Genomic DNA, 19,805 nt, shown 5'->3' on the forward strand with positions numbered 1-19,805 from the left:
CCACCCACCGAACCGGACCTCCGCGACCCCCAAGGCCACTTCCTCGATCCCTGTCCCCCAGGTGATGACACCACCCTAGAACCACCCACCACACCTCGGCGATGGGGACAACTCCCCAGGCAGAGGTCCCCGTGCACCGCTCCCCACGCGACGCGTGGCACCTCGCCGGGCCGTCGCCTCGCCGTCGCGTCCCGAGGACCTCGACAGGGTCGACCGGACGGCCTCGCCCCGGACGGCCGGAGGGCGCCGGCCACGATGGCCGGCGCCCTCCGGGGACGATGCGGTGGCGGGGGTCAGTCCAGGGTCAGCTGCAGGGAGTCCTGGATGGCGCGGACGGTCTCGATCTCCTCGTCGGCGCTCTCCGCTCCGCAGCTGCCCACGATCTCGAGCACATCGGCGGCCACGCCCCCGCGGTCGATCACGGCGTAGCGCGCGGCCTGCACCACGGTCGGGCGGCCGGGCTGGGTGTAGCCGTACTCGCTCGCGATCCAGGTGGTGCCCTCGATCTCGATCTCCCCGGTGCCGAGCTCCTCGAGCTCGGGCAGGGAGGCCTTGCGCTGCTCGAGGCCGGCGCGCGCCGCCTCGAGGGTGAACTCCGGTCCGAAGCGCTGCACGGTCACGACCACGTTCGCGCGGAAGCGCCCGTCGACGCGGGGCTGGGCGACGGCGAGCTGCACTCCCGGAACCGTGAGCGGCTCCCAGTCCTCCGGCACCTCGACCCGGACCCGAGGAGGCGCAGGGAAATCGGCGCTCGGATACTCGATGCTCTTCACGGTGCTGTGCTCCATTCGTCCCCCTGGCACTCTCGGCGACAAAGATACCAGGCAGGGGAGAGGCCCGAGCGGTGCTCCGCCCGGGCCTCTCCCCACCCCTGTCGCCGTCCGTGACGGCGCGGTCCTGCACCGCCTCAGCTGGAGGTGGCCTCCTGCTCGGCGGCGTTGCGGTCGGCGGTGTCGCCGAGCTCGTTGACCGCGTTCATGATCTGCTGCAGCGCAGGGACCATCTCCCCGGACCACTGGCCGCGGAAGCGATCCGCGTCGGGGCCGGTCCAGTCCACGTCCTCCAGGCCCCGGGTGAGCTCCTGCTTGATCCGCGTGATCTCCTCGGCCGCATCGCGCAGCTGGCCGGACATCCGCTTGACCTCGTCGACGTTCATACCCTTCGTGGCGTTCACGATGCGGGTTCCCCTTCCTGTTCACCGGCTCCTGCGCCCCCTGCGGTGCACCGGGCCTCTTGCGTGTTCGACAGCCCTCACTGTAGGGCGATCCGCCGGAGGCGACCATGGGGAGGAGTCCCCATGGGGACGGAGCACCCCTCCGGACGCGTCGCGGGGGCCTCAGGGGCGGGCTCGACGCCCCTCCCCGTCGGCCCCCGCGAGCGGCCCTCAGCCCGACGTGATCTGCGCGACCTGCAGCTTCATCGCCCGACCGCTGTAGACGAGGAAGCCGCGGCCGGCCGGGAAGTCGGCCCGACGGATCCTCCCCAGTCCGGTGCCGAGCAGCGAGTCGCCGTCCATGTCGCTGGGCTGGAGCAGCAGCCCGCGCCGTCCGGCCTTGAACGGCTGGGCGAGGACGTAGGCCTGGGACCACGAGGCGGACTCGTTCTCGCCCACCACGAACTGGCCCTCGCGGGTGCTGGCGCGGATGAGCTTGTCGAGGTCGTTCTCCACGCCGGTGCCGGTGAAGTCGGCGACCCCGTCGATGAACAGGGCCAGGCGCCCCTCCCCCACCGAGCCGGACTCGATCGTCTGGCGGAGCTGGCCGGCGAGCTCGCGCACGGTGTCCGGGTCGGAGGCCTCCACGTCCCAGACCGGCAGCCCGGTCAGCGGGGTGCGGCGGGAGGAGAAGCGGACCAGGCGCATGGGGTTCTCCATCGCCTTGAGGCCGGTGGCGATGGTGAGCATCGCGGTGGTGCGACCCGATCCCATGGGGCCGGTGACCATGAAGGCGCCGCGCGGCTCGTAGGTGATCTCGGCGAGGGTCTCGTCGGCCAGGCCAAGGACGGGCCGGCCGCCGACGACGGAGCGGAGCGTCGAGAGCTCGACCCGCTCGGGCAGGCGCTCGATGGTGGGCGCCTCGGGCACGCCGGCGCGCCGCATCGCCTGGGCGAGCTTGGCGACCTCGCGGGACTGGATCGCGACGTTCGAGTCGCCGCCGTGCACCGCGATCTGCACCTCGTGGCCGTCGAGGATGGAGCGTCCCGGGGGCGAGGTGCCGTCCAGGACGTCCTTGGGCTCGCCGAAGGCCGAGTAGTCGTCGGCGCTGGCCATGCGGTGGATGAGGCGGCGCTGGATCGAGGAGCCGAGCGAGGTGGGGATCGCATTGGGGCGGTCGCCGGTGACGATGACGTGCACGCCCACCTGGCGGCCGTCGGTCGCGATCTGCACGAAGGTGGTGAACCACTTCGAGAGGTTCGAGAAGTCGTAGGCCTCGCGGAAGGCGGCCATGCCGTCGACCAGCAGCAGCACGCGCGGGGTGTCGGACTTCCCGGTCAGCTCCCGGTACTCGGCCACGGACCCGGCGCGATGCTTCGCGAACTCGCGGGCGCGGTCGTCGATCAGCTCCCGCAGGGTGCGCAGCAGGCGGATCACGCGCTCCTCGTCGTCGCCCGCGATGATCGAGCCGACGTGCGGGAGGTCCTCGAGCATGGTCAGGCCCGAGGCGCCGAAGTCGAGCCCGTACACGTGGACGGGGCCGCCGCGCACCGTCGAGGCGGCGGAGATCGCGATGGTGCGCAGCGTGGTCGACTTGCCGGAGCCGCCGGTGCCGTAGATCGCCATGTTGCCGTCGCGATCGGGATAGTAGGAGACGGTCGGCTGGGACTGCTCCTCGGGCACGTCCATCACCCCCAGCAGCAGCTCCTCGTCGGTGCGGCGCGTGGGCAGGCGCGAGAGGTCGTAGGCGTCGGCCAGCTCGGACAGCCACGGCTTGCGGGGTGCGGGCACGCCGGCGCGCTCGGCGGCGGCCTTCACCGTCGCGACGACGCGGGAGATGTCGTTGGGGCCGGGGTCCTTGACCTCCTTGGTCGGCGGGGAGGGGATGTCCCACTGCTCGCCGGTGCCGAAGTCCTTCTCGACGATGTCGATGCGTGCCCGCTCGGGCTCGTGGGTGGTCCACCCTCCCGCGTAGCCGGTCTGGAAGGTCGCGATGCGGCCGGGGCCGGTCTTCGCCGCGGCGCGGCCCGGGATGCCGGGGTCGAAGTGGGCGGCCATCTTGTCGCCGAGGATGTCCTTGGAGTCGGCCTCGTCGGCCATGCGCAGCGCGATGCGGAGGTTCGTGTTGGCGCGCAGGTTGTCCTTGATGACGCCGGCGGGCCGCTGCGTCGCGAGGATCAGGTGCAGGCCCAGGGAGCGGCCTCGTGCGGCGACGTCCACGACGCCGTCGACGAACTCGGGGATCTCCTTCGCCAGCGCCGCGAACTCGTCGACGATGATGATCAGGCTGGGCGGGGCCTCGGGGTCGCCGGTCCGCTCGAGGGAGACGAGGTCCTTGGCCTTCTTCCGGTTCAGCAGGTGCTCGCGATGGTGCAGCTCCGCCCGCAGCGAGGTGAGCGCGCGTCGCACCAGGTGCTGGGAGAGATCGGTGACCAGGCCCACGGTGTGCGGCAGGTCGACGGCATCGGCGAAGGCGGCGCCGCCCTTGTAGTCCACGAACAGGAAGGTGACCCGGTCGGGGCTGTGCGCGGTGGCCATGCCCATCACCCAGGCCTGCAGGAACTCGGACTTGCCGGCGCCGGTGGTGCCGCCGACGAGGGCGTGGGGGCCGTTGGTGCGCAGGTCGAGGTGGAAGGCGTCCTGGCCGTTGTGGCCGATGAGCCCCCGGAGGTTCGCGTCGTGCTTGCGGCGCTGGGGCTCGGAGCCGTCGCGCGGGGTGAGGGAGTTGTTCTCCTTCCACCGCTCGATGATGTGGTCGGGGTCCTCGGCCATCGCCATGCCGCCGAGCTTGAGATAGGAGATCGCGCGGGGGAGGTCGGAGTCGTCGTCGACGGGGACGCCCGCGTCGACGACGGGCGCGAGGTGGCGGGCCACGCCGGCGGCGACGTCGACGGAGACGGTCTCGACGGTGACGGGGTAGAACCGCTCCCCCACCCGCACGTGCCCGGCGCTCGCGCCCTCGATCGACTCGTCCACGGAGACGTAGGTGCGGCAGGCCGCGGGCAGCGCGGCGATGTTCGCGGCGCACCAGATCACGTGCACGCCGACGTCGGGGCCGCGCTCGGCGATGCGCACCAGGCGCGCCCGGTCCACGGGGGCGTCGTCCTCGATGATCACCACCAGGCTCGGGGTGATCGGCTCCGGCGGGATCTGCGGCTCCTCGGTGACGTCGACGGTCATCGGGGTGCGCAGGGCGGGCGGCGCATCGCCGGCGCGCTGCTCGATCAGCTCCTCGATCCGCGAGAGGAGGGAGGTGCCGCGACCGGGGGTGTCGGCGAGGTGGTCGCCGGGCAGCGGGGAGTGCGGGCTGGAGGTGTGCGGCAGCCACTTCAGCCACTGCCACATGTCGCGGCTGGAGCGGGAGGTGATCGCGGCCAGCGCGATCTCCGCCGGGGAGTGGAGCGCGAAGAGCTGGGTGACGATGCCGCGGGCGACCCCGTCGGCCTCCTCGCCGCCGCCGGCGACGCCGAGGTTGCCCGCGTACCTCAGCTCCGCGACCACCGGCACGCCGGCGATCATCTTGTACTCCTCGTGCATGTCGTCGAGCATGTCGTAGTACTTCGGGATGGCATCGTTCTCGCCGGGCATGTCGATGCCCACCCGAGACTCCGCGATGCCCAGTCCCAGGCGCACGGTGCCGAAGGCGTTGTGCTCGGGGCGATGCGTCCACAGCAGGCGCCCGAGGCGGAAGGCGGCGTCGACGGTGTCCGCGGCCGAGGGCGCCTCGACCAGGCGCACCGCCCGCTCGAGGTCCTGGGCGGCGGTGACGCGGCGCTTGAGGGAGGCGAGTCCCTCCTCGAAGTTCGCGATCTGCCGCTCGAGCATCTTCTTCTGCTGGAACTTGCGGTTGAGATACCCGGCCGTCGCCATCATCGGCATCATGAACACGAACATGAGCGAGAAGGGGCTGCGGGTCAGCGAGAACATGAAGCCGCCCATGAGGAGCGGGGCGAACATCATGAAGATCGGGAAGAACTGGGGGTTCGGCTCCTTCGGCGGCGTCGGCGCCTTCAGCGGTCGGTAGGGGAAGCGCGGCACCACGCGCGGGGACCGGTTGAACTCGACCACCGGGGAGCTGGGGGCGGTGCCGCCGAGGCGGTGCAGGAGGATCACCGAGAAGGTGGTCCCGCCGATCAGCACCGTGTCCGAAGGGCCGATCACGGCGCGCTGGACCTGCTCGCCGCCGATCACCACGCCGTTGGAGGAGTGCAGGTCGACGATCTCGATGGTGTCGCCGACGTTGATGCGGGCGTGGCGCTTGGAGAGCATCGGGTCGGCGATGCGGATGTCGAGATCGCCCTCGCGCCCGATCACGCTGGACCCCGAGGGCAGCGGGTACTCGCGTCCCGACTCGGGGCCGGAGAGGACGCGCATCAGCGCGACCGCGGCGCCGCGGGACTCGGAGCGGGTGGCGTACTCGCTCGAGGAGCGGGCGATGGAGACGATGCTGCCGGAGCGCAGACCGGCCTGGATCAGGTCGATCGAGCGGTCCAGGGAGCGCGCGCCGTTCGCGCCGGGTCCGGCACCGGGGTCCTGGACCTGGAGGGTCAGCCCGTCGGGCGGCTCGACCTCGCTGCGCAGCGGGTCGGCGAGGTACAGGGCGTTCGCGACGTCGGCGACGGTCGCGGTCGCGTCCGCGGTCACCTCCAGATCGGTCAGCCGGTCCTCGGGCCTGCGCAGCGTGAGCTTGATGCGCATCTGGTCTCCTCCCCCTGGCGGGCCCCTCGCCCGCCGTCCTGATCCCCGCGTCGGGGATCGGCTCCGTCCGTCCGGCTCGATCCCCGGCGGGGCGGCCTACTCGTCGTCCTCGTCCTGGGACTGGTCCAGCAGCGGCAGGTCCTCGCTCGTCACCAGCCGTGAGAAGACGGCGTGCTCGACGAGGCGGGCCCGTCGGTTGGAGGCGAGCTTGCCGGGCCCGCCGCGCAGCCCTCGCACCCCGAGCCGGTCGAGCTTGTCGCAGACGTTGTCAAGCTTGCGGTTGAACTTCGTCAGCTGCCAGCCCAGGCGCTTGGAGGCCTGCGCCGAGGTGGGCACCGAGCTCATTCCGGAGCCCTCGCGGGTGAGCATCGGCTCGGCGAGCGCGAGGATCAGCAGCTTCTGGCTCGGGGTCAGCTGGACGGAGCCGACGGTGGTCTCCCCCGCCGGGTCGTCGGGGCCTGCGATCCGCGCGAACTCCGGGGACTCCGCGTGCACGGACAGGTCGTAGGTGGTGGGGCCGGCGGTGAAGACCACCTTGGTCACGTCGAAGACGAGCGGGATGCGCGCGCCGGGCGCGAGCCAGGCCTGCATCGAGCCGGTGCCGTCGGTGATCGTCGCCGAGAGCCGCGCCCCGATGTTCACCAGCCACCACATCGACTCGACCTGCACGATCGTCAGGAAGCGTCGGTGGAGGAAGGGGTTGTCCTCGTCGATCGTGAGGTCCGCCTCGCGACCGATCGTGAGCTCCTCCCCGTCCTCGACGCGGTACCACTCGCCGCAGAACTCGACCGAGATCGTCGATGCCATGGTCACTGCTCTCCTGTGTGTCGGGTCCGGTGGGCGCGCGCCGCGGCGGCGCCCGTCTCGCCGTGCGAGGCGCTGTCCTCGTCGGCGGTCGTCGGGGTCATGGGTATCGGGGCCGTCGGGGCCGTGATCGTCCGGGCCGTGTTCGTCGAGGCATCACCCATTGAGGCACTCATCCGCCGCCTCGCTGGACTGCCCGTTGGGGTTGACGGTCCTGACCGTCAGGCACCGCTCCGCCAGCTGGGGCGGGATCTCGATCACGACCGAGTTGCGGCCGTGGACCTCGTGCTGCACGGCGTAGCGGTCGTAGTTCGCGGGCAGGTCCTGCCACTGCACGATGAAGTGGTCCTCCTGAGAGAAGTTCTCGGGCAGCTCCCACGCGACCTTCACCCGTCCGGTCCGCCCGCCCTCCTGCTCGGGGGCGATGACCTGCAGCTCGAGGCTGCGGGGAGCGCCCGGGGCCTCCTCCGGGTCGACAGGGGCGTTGACGAGGGTGGAAGGGGCCTCCTCAGGCTCCTCCACGAAGAAGTGGCGCACGCCGAGGGTCGCCCCGACCCCGAGCAGGATCACGAGCACCGCGGCGAGGGTGACGAACGGCCAGGCGGGGGTGCGGGGCCTCTCGGGCTCCGGCTCATGGTGCTCGGAGGCCAGAGGCGCACGGCCGACGGGTCCGGCGGGCGCCCCGGCGGGGCGCAGCATCGTCGACTCGGAGGCGTCGGCGGCCGACGGCGCCGAGGCGCCCGACCAGCTCGCGGGTCCCGCCGCGGCAGGTGCCGCGCCGAGCGCGGGGGCGACTCCGGCGTAGGGGTCCATGCGCCGACGTCCGCCGGGGCTGGTGCCCGTCTCGGGGTCGACGGTGGCGACCTTCCGGATCCGGGTGTGCTCGACGAGCTCGTCGTCCTCGCCGTCGTGGGCCGGGGCGGCGCCGCGGTCGTCCAGCACGTCCATCTGGGTGACCGGGAGCGACAGCGAGAGCTCCACCTGCTGCAGCGCACGGCCGAAGGCCAGCGCGGTGTCGTAGCGGCCGGCGGGGTCCTTCGCCATCGCGATGGACAGCGCCCGGTTCAGCTCCGGGGGCACGTCGGGCCGGTTCAAGGCCGGCAGCGGCTCGCTCGCGATGCGCTGGATCAGGTCGGTGGCGGTGTTGCGCTGCCCGCGCCGTTCGAAGGGCGTCTGCCCGGCCAGCAGCGAGTACACGCTCGCGGCGAGGGAGAACACGTCGCTGCGCACGTCGGCGCGCGGCGGGTCGGCGAAGAACTCGGGCGGCGACCAGGGGATCGACATGCCCTGGGAGTCCTCGACGTCCTCGCCCTGCCCGGCGGCGATGGAGATGCCGAAGTCGGTGAGCGCGGGCCGGTTGTAGTCGGTGACCAGGATGTTCGCGGGCTTGATGTCGCGGTGGAGGATCCCGGCGCGGTGCGCGGTCTCCACGGCGCCGGCGATCTGCACGCCCACCCGCAGCGCCTCGGCGACCGTGATCCGCTCCTTGCGGAAGCGCACGCCGTAGTTCGGGCGCGAGCAGTACTCCATCACGAGGTAGGGGCGGTGGTCCCCGGAGACCTCGGCCTGGTGGATCGTGACGATCGAGGGGTGGGTCGACATCTGGGCCATGACATTGGCCTCGGAGTCGAACTGATGGCGCACGGACTCGTCGAGCACCGTGGACAGCAGCACCTTGATCGCGACGCGGCGCTGCGGCCGTGCCTGGCGGTACAGGAACACGTCCGCGAACCCGCCCGAGCCGAGCAGCTTCTCGTACTCGTAGCCGGCCAGGCGCGGCGGTGCCGAGGGCGGTCTCGAGCTCATGACTTCTCCCCGTACGTCAGGTGCACTTCATCCCCCAGGTCAAGCAGGTCTCCGTCGTGGAGCACCACGCCCTCGCGGGGGCGCAGCCGCAGGGGCTCGTAGCCCTCGCGGTGCAGCGTGGTGCCGTTGGTGGTGCCGAGGTCGAGCGCGACCACGTGCCATCCCTCGAGCCTCAGCTCGAGGTGCGATCTGGAGATGTCCTGCTGCGGGCTCGGCACCGTGATCAGCTGCGGCACGTCGCTGCCGCTGACGCGGGACGCCCGGGGGCGCCGGCCGATGACCGCGGTGCGGTCGAGCACGAACCCCTCCCCCGTGCTCACCGCGACGGCGCCCAGCGGAGGGCGGGCGACGGTGCGGGTGGGGCCGCTGAGCGGCGCGGCGCAGAGCCGGCAGGCCGACCTCTCCGGCGAGTTCGCGTGGCCGTTCGCGCACACCAGCCCCGGCAGTGCCACGGCGGCGCCGCCCGATCCGCGGGTGGCGGGCCGTGCGGGACCTTCCTGCGCGGCAGGGGCGTGCGGGGCGGACGGGGCGGACGGCCCTGCAGCCGGAGCCGGGACGGGCCGGGCCGCGGGCCCCGGAGCCGGCGGCGCTGCGGTGCCCGGCGCGACGGGATGCGGTGCGCTCGCATGGCGTCCTCCGACGCCGGGGGCGTGCGACGGCTGCTGTCCCTGCTGCCCGACGTGGCCGGAGGCGCCGGCGGCGGGGGCCGGATGGCCGGAGGCGGCAGGCCGACCGTGGGAGGCCGGGACACCGTTCTGGCCGGGCCCGACGAACTGGCCGGGCTGCCCGTGCTGGCCCGGCCGGCCGTACTGGCCCGGCTGGCCGTAGGGAGACTGCTGGCCGTAAGCGGTCTGCTGTCCGTGAGGAGAATGCTGGGGGTAGGGGGCCTGCTGGCCGTAGGGCGCCTGCTGGTGCGACGGACCCGGGCGTCCGTGATCACCCTGCTGGCTGTGCCGGCCCTGCGCGCCGTACGCGCTCTGCGGACCGTAGGTTCCCGGTGCCGCGTACGGGCTCTGCTGCCCCCGGGGTCCCGGCATCCCGTACGGGCTCGCGCCGTGTCGGTCGTCGGCGCTCTGCGCACCCTGCATCGGGGTCCCGGGGCCGGAGACCTGTGCGTACCTGTCCGCTCCCGTGCCCTGGGGAGCGTCGGGCCGGGTCGGCGCCGGACGCGAGCCGGTGTTCGGGGCGGGCGGACGCTCGGCCATGTGGACCTGCGGATAGGCCGGCGGTGCGCTCTGCGGTCGCGCGGCGCGACGTGCGGCGGCCTGCGCGATCTCCGGCGCGGTCCGTCCCACGCCCGGCACCCAGTCGATGAAGTCGGCGGCGCCGGTGGTGTGCTCGGGGACGGGGGCCTCCTCGGCCTCGTCGGTGCCGGGGATCCGGGTCTCGGAGGGGAAGTCGCCGTCCGCCGCGACGACGTCCGCGCCGGGGGCGGAGGCGGCCTGCTCGTGCTCGGCCTCCTCGCCCTCCTCGCCGCTGCGGCGCACGGCGGCGTCCTCGATGCGGCGGAAGACGGTCTTGCCGAAGAGGTCGTCGTAGGCGCCGGAGTTCTCGAGGTCGCCCGTGGAGGCGGCGGGACGCTGCGGCGCGGGCGCCGGAGCGCGTCGGACGGGCGTGGGCGCCGGTCCGTCCTCCTCCTCCGGCCCTTCTCCGTCGTCGATCGGTGCGATCAGGGTCGGCGGCGACTCGAGCTCGTCCTCCATGGGCGGCTCGGGCGTGGGCACCGAGGGCGAGGCGGGGCGCGCCGGGGAGGCCGCCGGTGCGGCGGAGGCCGGAGGCGTGACCGGTGCGGGAGCGGCTTCGGGTGCAGGCTCTGGGGCGTCGGCCGGCTCGGCAGCGGGCTGCCCGGGGGCAGGCTGCGCAGGGGCACCGGGCGCGGGGGCGTCCTGCGCCGCGGGCTGCTGCGTCTCGGCGGCGGAGGCATCCTGCGCCGCAGGCTGCTGCGTCTCGGCGGCGGAGTCGTCCTGCGCCGCGGGCTGCTGCGTCTCGGGCGCCGACGGTGCGGGCGCCGGGTGAGAGCCGTGTGCCGTCGCGGTCTCCTCGGAGTGGGGCTCGACCGGCTGCGCGGTCGCCTGCTCGGCGGCGCTCGGTGCAGGCGCGGCGGCGGGCGGGGGCGCGGTGCGCCGACGGTCGAAGAGCGAGGTGCTCACGAGTCGTCGCTTCGCGGGCGCGGTCCGCGTTCCGGCGACGGACTGCGAGGCCGCGCCCGTCGTCGCGGTCTCCGCCCTCGCTCCGGTCGCCTCGGCCGGCGCGTCGTCGGCCGGTGCCGACCCCGACGGCGCGGCCGACGGCGCGGACTCGAGCGGCGCGGATGTCGCGGCCGGCGCCGGCGATGGAGCCGGCGCAGGAGTCGCAGCCTGCTCGGGCGTTGCGGCCGGCGCAGGCGTGGCAGCCGGAGCAGGCGTCGCCGCGGGCTGAGCGGACTCCGCCGCGGGTGCCGACGGCGCGGCGGCGGGACCGGCGGTCGACTGCCCGGGCGCGGCCGGAGCGGGGACCGGAGTCGCCGCCGGAGCCGGGGCGGGAGCCGACGCCGTTGCCGACGCCGTTGCCGGGGCGTCGTTCCCGAAGAGGCCCGCGAAGAGGTTCGGTCCCGAGGACGCCTCCGTCGCGGCCGCGGGGCGCGAGGAGGACGCGGAGGATCCGCCGCGGGACAGCGACGGCGGCATCTCGCCCGGCTTGCGGGTGGCGACGGAGGGCTTGCGGATCGACGAGGAGCTCGAGCCGGATCCTGCGGTCGTCGAGGGCTTCGAGGGCGTGGGTGCCGGACGCTCCGCGCGGCGCTTCTTCACCTCCTCCGTCTCGATCGAGCGGCCGTCCTTCTCCACCTGCTCGGCGAGCGCGGCGCGGTCGGCCTCCTCGAGCTGGGCGGGGTCGACGGTCATGTGCACGAAGCCGCGCACGGGCACGATGCCCGAGACCACGCGCGGCGCGCCGACGGGCTCCTCGGGCGGGAGGTCGCCGAAGGCCACCCGGCGCACCCCCTCGAACGAGCTGATCACCAGCGGCTGCTCCTCGGTGCCGACGACCACCTGCGCCCCATCGGCCGTGTAGACGGCCAGGGGCGTGGAGCCCTTCACCCCGACCGTCGCGCTCTGCCCGTCGTGGACGCCGAACAGCAGCGCGGTGAGCTTGTCCGCGCTGCCCAGATCACCGGCCTCGACCAGCTGATCGACGAACTCCTCGGCCTCGGGACGCCGTCCCAGCACCTCCCAGGCCGCCTCCGTCACCTGCTTGCGCAGCCCGGGGACGAGCACCACCCAGCGGTCCTCGCGCACCACGAGGGTCGCCGGCCCCTGTCGGGTCCAGGTGCCGAGGCCGAGCAGGGAGGCCGCGGCGGACGCCGTGTCCTCGGTCGTCATGCCCGACCCTCACCGTCCGCGAGGGGGCGCGGGAGCGTGTCCTCGTCGACCTCGAACTCGTCCTCCGCGGGAGAGGTGCCGCCGGCGGTGTCCTCGGAGGCGCCGGGCTGCCCCAGCACCTCGACCGCCTCGACGATCACCACGGAGATGTTGTCGTGCCCGCCGCCGTCCAGTGCACGGCGCACCAGGTCCTCGGCGATGGTGCGCACGTCGGTGGGTCGGCGCAGCATCCGCTCGATCGACGCGTCGTCGACCTCGCCGGTGAGCCCGTCGGAGCAGATCAGCATCCGATCGCCGACCTCCGCCGGGATCAGCCAGTAGTCGGGATCCGACTCCGGCCCGGCGCCGAGCGCCCGGGTGACCATGTGCCGGTAGGGGTGGATCCGCGCCTGCTCGGCCGAGATCTCGCCGCGGTCCATCAGCTCCTGGACCACCGAATGGTCCACGCTGACCTGCTCGAAGATCTCCCCCGAGAGGCGGTACACCCGGGAGTCGCCCAGGTTCATCACGACCCAGTAGCCGATCCCGTCCAGCACCATCGTCGCGACCAGCGCGACCGTGGTGCCGGCGCCGAGGGTCGACTCGCCGCCGAGCTCGCCGATGCGCACCGACGCGGTGTGCAGCGCGTCGCCGAGCTGCTCGACGGTGACGTTCTGCTGGAGCGTCAGCTTCTCGAACTCCTCGACCGCGATCGCGCTGGCGACCTCGCCCGCGTTGTGCCCTCCCATCCCGTCGGCGACGAGATGGATCGGCGTGGCGGTCAGGAGGCTGTCCTCGTTCGTCGCCCGCACGTGGCCGACGTGGGTGGCCGAGGCGGAGACGACGCGGACGGTGCCCTCGAGGTCCGGGTCGGAGAGGGAGCGGTCGATCACTGCACCCTCTCCACGGACAGGGTCCGGTCCCCGAGGGTGAGGCGGGCCCCGGCCGGGAGGACCGTGGGGGTCTCCGGCACGAGGTTCTCGCGGGAGCCGTCCTCGCGCAGGATCGTCGAGCCGTTGGTGGACCCGAGGTCGGTCACCAGCAGCTCCTCCCCCGTGCCGTCGATGCGCAGGTGGGTCTTGGAGACGGAGCGGGTGTCGTCCTTCATCACGAAGAGCACCTCGCCGGAGGGCGAGGAGGGGTTGCGCCCGACCACCACGGCCTTCTCGACGACGCGCTCGGCACCGTCGTCGGTGGTCAGCCGCACCTTCTTCGCGGGCGGGAGATGGGCGGGCGAGATGCGGGTCGCCTCGAGGTCGCCGAGGTCCTCGGACACGGACATGCGCGTCGCCTCGTCCACGCCGTCGTCGCCCCAGGCATCACCGGTGATGTCGCTCGGGGCGTCGCCGCCGTGCGCGGCCGCGTCCTGGCCCGGCGCAGCCGCGTCCTGGCCCGGCGCGGCCGGGGCCTGGTCCGCCGAGGCCGCGGGAGGCGGTCCCCAGGCGGCCGGGGAGGAGTCGACCGGTCCCGGGGCGGGAGCGGGCGACGGCGCCGGGGCGGGCTCCGGCGCGGTAGCCGGGGAGCCCCACTGCGGGGCGGGGGCGTATCCGCCCTGGTCCCAGCTCTGCGGCTGCTCCGGGGCCGAAGCCTCGCCCCACGAGGTCGCGGACTGCGAGGGCTCGGGCGCCGAGCTCTCCGGTGCCGAGGGCTGTCCCCAGGACGGGGCGGCCTGCGGCTGCTCGGGGGCCGGGGCACCCCACTGCTGCTCCTGCGGGTTCTGCCCCGCGGGCTCGCCCCAGGACGGGGCCTGGTCCTGCCCGGCGGGCTGCTCCCACGAGGGCTGCGCGGGGGCCGACGGCTGGTCCCACGAGGACTGGCCCGACGCGGACGGCTGGTCCCAGGAGGACTGCGCGGGCGCCGCGGGGATCGGCTCGACGGGCGGCGGGGCCCAGCCGCCGTCGGAGGCGGGCTGCTGGGGTGCCGGGGACGGGGAGCCCCAGGACGCGGCGGGAGCCTCGGCGGCGGAGGCCGCCGAGCCGCCCGGGGCGTACGGGCTCGGGGCGCCCTGCTCGGGCCCCTGCGCGCCGTCGACGGGCTGGACCGGGGAGGCGCCCTGGTCTCGCCATGCCGCACCGGGCTCGGAGAGCAGGTTCTCGTGCGTGGACACCGCGACGGACGGCGCGCCGAGGTAGTGCTCGGCGCCGGCGCGCTCGAAGTCGTCGGGGCGGGGCTGGAGGGGGTTGCGTCCGGCCTTGATGTCCGTGACGGCCGAGTCGATCGCCCGGTCGTGGAAGCCGCGGAGCAGCTTGCGCGGGTCGAAGAAGATCGACAGCGCCATCAGCAGCGGGAACAGCGCATACACGGCCCAGCGTCCGAGCGCGCGCACGAAGCCGAGCGCCCCGCCCTCGCTCAGGCGGGTCACGCGCAGGCCCAGGATCAGCTTGCCCAGGGTGAAGCCCTTGGCGCCGACCAGCCAGATCATCACCAGGTGGTACGCGAGCGGGAGCGCGACGCCGACCCCGATGAGGATCTGGGCGAGCAGGCCCTGGTTCTCAGAGAAGGCGAACAGGCCTGCGCCGATGAGGAACGGCACGGCGACGACTGAAGAGATCACCGTGTCGATCAGTGCGGCGAGGAAGCGCTTGAGAGGGGTGGCCGGGGCGCAGCCGTCCAGCGGCGGCTCGAAGGACGCCGCGGCGGGAGCGCCCTCCGGAGCGGCCCCGGGCGCAGTGCCCGGGGCGGCGCCCGACCCGGAGGCCGACGCACCGGGCCCGCCGGGCATGCCGGGGCTCTGCCCGGGCTGGTTCCTCGCGGGCTGGTTCATCGGTGGCTGCGTGACCATCACCCGATCGTACTGTTCCTCGCTCCGCAGCGCGGTCGCTCCCGGCTGCGGCGAGCGGAGGGAGTCGGCCCTGATGAGCTCGATACCCTCGTCCTCCTGCGCGGAGTGCTCCTGCCCCTGCTCCGCCCGGGTGCGGGGCCTGGGCGGCGCCGACCAGGCGCCGGGCGCGTCGGTGGCCCGCTTCTCGTAGGGCGAGGCCTGATAGCGCGCACCGCACTCGCCGCAGATCGCGGCCCCTTCGGACAGCAGCGTCCCGCAGGTGCTGCAGTATCTGGTCTGGTTCATGAGGAACGGCCCTTTCGCCTGATGGTCCGCCAGAGGGACGGTGCGGTCGTGCCGCGCACCGAGGAGCGGCGTCGCCGCAGCGCCTCCGTGCGCTTCTGCGCCTTCGCCCGGGCGCGGGCGTTGACCCGTCGGCGCCGGTTCTCGCGCCGTCGCTCGGCCGCACCGCGGCGGAAGGAGCGCAGGGAGAGCGCGGTGCGGAGCCGACGATGCCACGGCAGGGCGGCGGTGGCGCCGCTGCGCGCCGCCATCACCTGGTCCCAGTACTCCTCCGCCGCGGCGTCGGGCAGGTCGTCCGGGCCGAACACGGCCCGGTCCGCGCGGGCGGCCAGCGTGGACGCCCCGAGCTGGGGGACGTCGGCCTGGAGCTGTGCGGCGATCTCCGCCCGGGTCATCAGCGGATCAGGAGCCCTGCCCATGTCGGTGAGGAGGTCCAGGATCTCCTGCCAGCCGCCGTCGACGCGCGCCGGCAGGGTCTCGAGCGCGCGACGGCGTCGGCGCCGCACCGTCTTGGCGATGATCACCGCGGCGGCGAACAGGCCCAGCAGCACGAACGGGAGCAGGCCGAGGCCCAGGTACACGACCCACGAGGCGGTCTCGTCGGTCGGGTCCTCGTCGTCGTCGGTGTCGTCGCTCATCGCGCCGGGCGGCGGGCTCGGCGGCTCGGCCGGGGGCGGCGGCGGCTGCGCGACCTGCGGCAGCGGCTTCTCCACCTCCTTGGGCTGCGGCTCCGTGGGGTCCTCGTCCTCGTCGGGGGCGGGATCGAAGCGCACCCAGCCGATGTCCTCGAAGGCGACCTCCACCCAGGCGGTGACGTCGTCGCCGGTGATGGAGGCGGTCCCCTCCTGGCCCTCGGGCACCTCGAAGCCCATCACCACGCGGGCCGGGATGCCGATCGAGCGGGCCAGCACGGCGGTCAGCGCCGCGTACTGCTCCTCGTCGCCGATGCGGCCCATCGGCTGGGCGTCGGGGGTGTCCTCGTCGAAGCCGACCTCCTCGAGCATCGCCCGGAGCCGGCTGTACCCGTGGCCGGAGAGCGAGGCGGTGTCGTCCTCCAGGCCGTGGGAGTAGTAGGCGTCCTCCTTGACGGAGCGGGAGAGGTTCTGGAAGCGCTCGTAGTCGGAGTCGGAGGAGCCCGCCCACTCCTCGGCGAGCGCTGTCATGTCGTCCGTCGGCGTGTTGTCGGGCAGGGCGATGTCCGCGAACGTCGCGGTGTTCTGCTGCTCCGCGGTGGGCTCCGTGTACGGCTCGTAGGACAGCTCGTAGGTGTCCCCCGCCTGCACCCCGAGCGCGTTGACCGCGGTCTGCGAGGGCTGGTTGAGGAAGAGGTTCTCGGTGGTGGCGCTCGCGCGGCCCTGGTCCATCCCCTCGAGGTCGATGCGGTTGGTCCGCTCGCCGACGGTGGGCATCCACACGCCGCGGTACGCGCCGATCGTCACGGAGGAGACCTGCTGCTCCCCGGTGCCCTCCTCGAGGTCGACGCCGGGGGCGGTGCGCAGGAAGGCCCCGGAGGGACTGTCCTTCTGCCGGCTGGAGGCGACGTTGTAGACCTGCAGGTCGTACTGGTCCATCGTGGCCAGGCGGATCTGGTCGCCGCTGCTCACACCGGTGATGGTGAACAGCTCCTCCTCGCGCTGATCCTTGAGGTAGCCGCGGAACTCGGTCAGCGGGGAGACGTACTGGCGCGGGTCGAAGGGCGGGGTGATCCGGTCGCGCTGGGCGTAGCGGATGGTGCCCTCGGGCGGGTCCAGCAGGGGGCTCGCCGCGAAGGCGCCGCCGGCGGCGATCGCCATGATCACGGCGCCGCCGATCACGCGGCGGCGCAGCACCGGGTTCTTCCAGGAGCCGGGGCGGACGGTGTCGGAGATGATCGTGGACTCGGCACCGGCCAGGCGGCCGCTCTCGAAGCGCCAGGTCAGCCAGCCGACGGACAGCACGGCGTAGAGCACGCCGCGCGGCACCGGCCAGAACGCCTGGTCCGTGCCGAAGAAGATGCTCGTCGCGACCATCACCAGCGGGAACAGCCAGGCCAGGACGTAGAGGCGGGTGCGCATCACGACGGTCATCGCCGCCAGCGACAGCAGCAGCATGCTGATCCACACCACCGCCAGCACGCCCTGGGCGACGCCGATGGGCGGGGCGACGGTCAGCAGCGACTTCCAGCTCGTCACCGGCGCCTTCAGCAGCTCGAGCAGCGATCCCGGGGTGGGGACGATGCCCCAGAGCGCCCGGGTGGGGGCGGCGAACATCGAGCCGAACAGGAGGTACACCCCGAGCACGAGGGCGGTGATCCGCAGCGGCCCCCAGCGCCAGCGGGCGCCGATCAGGGCGATCAGGGTGCCGAGCACGAGCGCCATGATCCCGGTGACCAGGTACTGCGCTCCCCCGTAGACGTGCTGGAAGCCGAGCAGCGCGAGGACGAACAGCGCGCCGAGCACGGCGAGGTCGATCGCGAGGCGCTTCGCGGGGACGGACGAGAAGTAGCTGGGGCGGCGCGCGGGGCGCGCGGGCGCGGTCATCGGCCCACCGCCCTCAGGGCGCGGGCGAGGGTGTCGAGGGAGCCGAGGGTGACGACGTCGAGCGAGCCGATCGCCGATCGCTGCACCTCGGCGTCCTCCACGCAGCGGATCGCCACGGCCATCACTCCGATCGGAAGCTGGTTGGCGGCGGCGTTGAGCTCGCGCGCCGAGGTGTGGGGACCGACCACCATCATCACCGCGGAGGCGTTGGGGGCGAGGTCGGATGCCTTCTGCCCCAGCTCGTGGAAGGAGATCCGTTCCTTGAGCTGCTCGACCAGCGTGTAGTCGTCCATCATCGGGCGGAAGGAGGCGGTGCGCTGGCGGGCGTCGAAGGTGAAGGGCGTCAGCTCCTTCTCCTCCCGGAAGGTCTGGGCGGAGATCGAGGCGGCCACGGACACGGCCAGCTCGAACTCCTCCTCGCTCGCATAGTGCTCGGCGAGGTTGTCGAGCGCGACCACCACGTGGGAGCGGCGGGTCTCCTCGAACTGGCGGACCATGAGCTTCCCGGTGCGGGCGGTGGTGCGCCAGTGGACGTGGCGACGGTCGTCGCCGGGGGCGTAGTCACGCAGCGCGTGGAAGGCGATGTCGGAGCTGGAGAGGTCCGAGGAGGGCGTGCCCTCGAGGTCGCGGAGGAAGCCGCTGGCGGCCTCGTCGAGGCGGACCGTGCGCGGGTGGACGAAGAGCTCCTGCTCCTTCGCCCAGGTGACCTGGCGGCGCATGAGGGAGAGCGGGTCGTCGCGCACGGAGCGCACGGGGCCGACGACCAGCACGGCGCGGCGCTTGGTGGGGACGGCGAAGAGCTCCTCGTGGCTCTGCGCGGCCGCGAGCCGCGGCACCAGGAACTGGGCGGTGGCCTGGCCGACGGCCAGCTCGATCCGCGAGGGGAGGATGTCGCGCTGGGTGGGGTTGGCGACCTCGACCCGGCCGACGGCCCGGGTGCCGACGACGACCCGGTGGGTCTGCAGGTCGAGCGTGACCTTGTAGTTCGCCTTGCCCAGCACGAACAGCGCCGCGATCACGAGCGGGACGGTGAGCGCGAGCGCGACCACGTTCAGCTCGGTGACGTGCAGGCTCAGGCCTGCGATCCAGCACGCGGCGGCGACGCCGGCCACGGCCCAGCCCACCGGGGAGACGACGTCGAGGACCGGGTGGATGCGGCGCATCCACAGCTCGACGACGCGGTCCCGCAGACCGGCCCAGCCTGTGCTCGCGGGGGCATCGCCCTGAGTGGTCTCCTCGGCCGGGCCGGTCTGCCCCTGACGGGCTCGCTTCGCGGCCGCGCGCGCCCTGCGGCGCTCGCGACGGGAGCCGGCACGGGACTCGGCCGCGGCGGCGCGGCGGCGCTTCTTCGCCTCGGCCTTGGCGGACTTCGCGTCGGCGGTGTCGGTGGGGACGGAGGAGGGCTGGGAGCTCATGCCGTCTGCTGGCGCGCCTGGGGAGGCGCCACCTCGCTGAGGATCTTGGTCATGACGGACTTCGCGGTGGTGCCCGCGAACTCGGCCTCGGGGTCGAGCACGAAGCGGTGCAGCCACACCGGCTCCACGAGCGACTTGACGTCGTCGGGGATCACGTAATGGCGTCCGTTGACGGCGGCCCACACCTTGACGGTGCGCATGAGGGCGAGGGCGCCGCGGATGGAGACGCCGACGCGGACCTCGGGCGCGAGGCGGGTCTCCTCCATCAGGCGCGAGACGTACTCGAGCACCGCCGGGTCCACGTGCACGGTGGAGGCGAGCTGGGTCATGTCGTTGACGGCCTGCAGTGAGATGCGCGGGGTGAGCTGCTCGGAGCGGTCGCGCAGGGCGGAGCCCTGGAGGATCTGCACGCTCGAGGCGTGGTCCGGGTAGCCGATCGAGGTCTTCATCAGGAAGCGGTCCAGCTGCGCCTCGGGCAGGCGGTAGGTGCCGGCCTGCTCGATCGGGTTCTGGGTCGCGATCACCATGAAGGGGTTGCCGACCTCGTGGGTGACGCCGTCGACGGTGACGCGGCCCTCCTCCATCACCTCGAGCATCGCCGACTGGGTCTTGGGCGAGGCGCGGTTGATCTCGTCGGCGAGGACGACGTTGGCGAAGACGGGGCCCTTGTGGAACTCGAAGGACTTCGTGTTCTGGTCGTAGATCGTCACGCCCGTGACGTCGGAGGGCAGAAGATCCGGGGTGAACTGGATGCGGGTGCTGGTGCCCTGCACGGTCGCCGCGATGGAGCGGGCGAGGGAGGTCTTGCCGGTGCCGGGCGCGTCCTCGAGCAGCACGTGGCCGGGGGCCATCATCGCGGTCATGACGAGGCGGACCACCTCGTTCTTGCCGAGGACGGCCTGGCCGACGCTCTGGACGAGCTTGTCGAAGGTGTCGGCGAACCAGCGGGCCTGTTCGGGGGTCATGCTCATGGGTACTCAGGTGCTTTCTCGAGGAGGTGGAGCGGGA

At 73.4% G+C, this 19,805-nt stretch carries 11 protein-coding genes; all 11 read right to left on the reverse strand.

Going from position 1 to position 19,805, the window contains the following annotated elements:
* Window positions 1–293: 293 nt before the first annotated feature.
* The 11 genes from DEU31_RS15975 to DEU31_RS16025 all read right to left on the reverse strand — a co-directional run bounded on the left by DEU31_RS15975 (window position 294) and on the right by DEU31_RS16025 (window position 19,768).
* On the reverse strand, window positions 294–773 hold the full coding sequence (locus DEU31_RS15975) for a hypothetical protein (protein WP_234695734.1): 480 nt from the start codon (window positions 771–773) through the stop codon (window positions 294–296).
* 134 nt (window positions 774–907) lie between these two features.
* Window positions 908–1,174: a WXG100 family type VII secretion target gene (locus tag DEU31_RS15980; protein ID WP_133677839.1), complete on the reverse strand. Its 267-nt coding sequence runs from the start codon at window positions 1,172–1,174 to the stop codon at window positions 908–910.
* A 210-nt stretch (window positions 1,175–1,384) separates the two neighbouring features.
* On the reverse strand, window positions 1,385–5,851 hold the full coding sequence (locus DEU31_RS15985) for an FtsK/SpoIIIE domain-containing protein (protein ID WP_133677840.1): 4,467 nt from the start codon (window positions 5,849–5,851) through the stop codon (window positions 1,385–1,387).
* 96 nt (window positions 5,852–5,947) lie between these two features.
* Window positions 5,948–6,658 carry a hypothetical protein gene (locus tag DEU31_RS15990; RefSeq protein ID WP_010552408.1) on the reverse strand — a complete coding sequence of 237 codons (711 nt, stop codon included), beginning with the start codon at window positions 6,656–6,658 and terminating at the stop codon, window positions 5,948–5,950.
* Window positions 6,659–6,811: 153 nt separating this feature from the next.
* Window positions 6,812–8,461 carry a serine/threonine-protein kinase gene (locus DEU31_RS15995; protein WP_133677841.1) on the reverse strand — a complete coding sequence of 550 codons (1,650 nt, stop codon included), beginning with the start codon at window positions 8,459–8,461 and terminating at the stop codon, window positions 6,812–6,814.
* Complete coding sequence (locus tag DEU31_RS17225; RefSeq protein WP_243733865.1) at window positions 8,458–11,820, reverse strand: FHA domain-containing protein; 3,363 nt, start codon at window positions 11,818–11,820, stop codon at window positions 8,458–8,460. Before DEU31_RS17225 ends, DEU31_RS15995 begins: the two co-directional genes overlap by 4 nt.
* A complete protein-coding gene (locus tag DEU31_RS16005) occupies window positions 11,817–12,692 on the reverse strand; it encodes a protein phosphatase 2C domain-containing protein (RefSeq protein ID WP_126988294.1) in 876 nt (291 codons plus the stop codon). The genes DEU31_RS17225 and DEU31_RS16005 overlap by 4 nt, the downstream gene beginning before the upstream one ends.
* Window positions 12,689–14,866, reverse strand: coding sequence for an RDD family protein (locus DEU31_RS16010; protein WP_133677842.1), 2,178 nt, complete (start codon window positions 14,864–14,866; stop codon window positions 12,689–12,691). The genes DEU31_RS16005 and DEU31_RS16010 overlap by 4 nt, the downstream gene beginning before the upstream one ends.
* A complete protein-coding gene (locus DEU31_RS16015) occupies window positions 14,863–17,382 on the reverse strand; it encodes a transglutaminase domain-containing protein (RefSeq protein WP_133677843.1) in 2,520 nt (839 codons plus the stop codon). The genes DEU31_RS16010 and DEU31_RS16015 overlap by 4 nt, the downstream gene beginning before the upstream one ends.
* Window positions 17,379–18,797, reverse strand: coding sequence for a DUF58 domain-containing protein (locus DEU31_RS16020; protein WP_133677844.1), 1,419 nt, complete (start codon window positions 18,795–18,797; stop codon window positions 17,379–17,381). Before DEU31_RS16020 ends, DEU31_RS16015 begins: the two co-directional genes overlap by 4 nt.
* Entirely contained in the window at window positions 18,794–19,768 is a 975-nt protein-coding gene (locus DEU31_RS16025) for a MoxR family ATPase (protein ID WP_166649547.1), read from the reverse strand. The genes DEU31_RS16020 and DEU31_RS16025 overlap by 4 nt, the downstream gene beginning before the upstream one ends.
* Window positions 19,769–19,805: the final 37 nt, after the last annotated feature.

The sequence above is a fragment of the Brachybacterium sp. AG952 genome (assembly GCF_004362645.1).
GTDB lineage: Bacteria > Actinomycetota > Actinomycetes > Actinomycetales > Dermabacteraceae > Brachybacterium > Brachybacterium conglomeratum.

Excerpts from the sequence above, each read along its gene's own strand:
- DEU31_RS16025 (WP_166649547.1), bottom strand. The coding sequence starts at position 19,768 with ATGAGCATGACCCCCGAACAGGCCCGCTGGTTCGCCGACACCTTCGAC.
- DEU31_RS15990 (WP_010552408.1), bottom strand. The coding sequence starts at position 6,658 with ATGGCATCGACGATCTCGGTCGAGTTCTGCGGCGAGTGGTACCGCGTC.
- DEU31_RS16020 (WP_133677844.1), bottom strand. The coding sequence starts at position 18,797 with ATGAGCTCCCAGCCCTCCTCCGTCCCCACCGACACCGCCGACGCGAAG.
- DEU31_RS16010 (WP_133677842.1), bottom strand. The coding sequence starts at position 14,866 with ATGAACCAGACCAGATACTGCAGCACCTGCGGGACGCTGCTGTCCGAA.
- DEU31_RS15985 (WP_133677840.1), bottom strand. The coding sequence starts at position 5,851 with ATGCGCATCAAGCTCACGCTGCGCAGGCCCGAGGACCGGCTGACCGAT.
- DEU31_RS16015 (WP_133677843.1), bottom strand. The coding sequence starts at position 17,382 with ATGACCGCGCCCGCGCGCCCCGCGCGCCGCCCCAGCTACTTCTCGTCC.
- DEU31_RS15995 (WP_133677841.1), bottom strand. The coding sequence starts at position 8,461 with ATGAGCTCGAGACCGCCCTCGGCACCGCCGCGCCTGGCCGGCTACGAG.
- DEU31_RS17225 (WP_243733865.1), bottom strand. The coding sequence starts at position 11,820 with ATGACGACCGAGGACACGGCGTCCGCCGCGGCCTCCCTGCTCGGCCTC.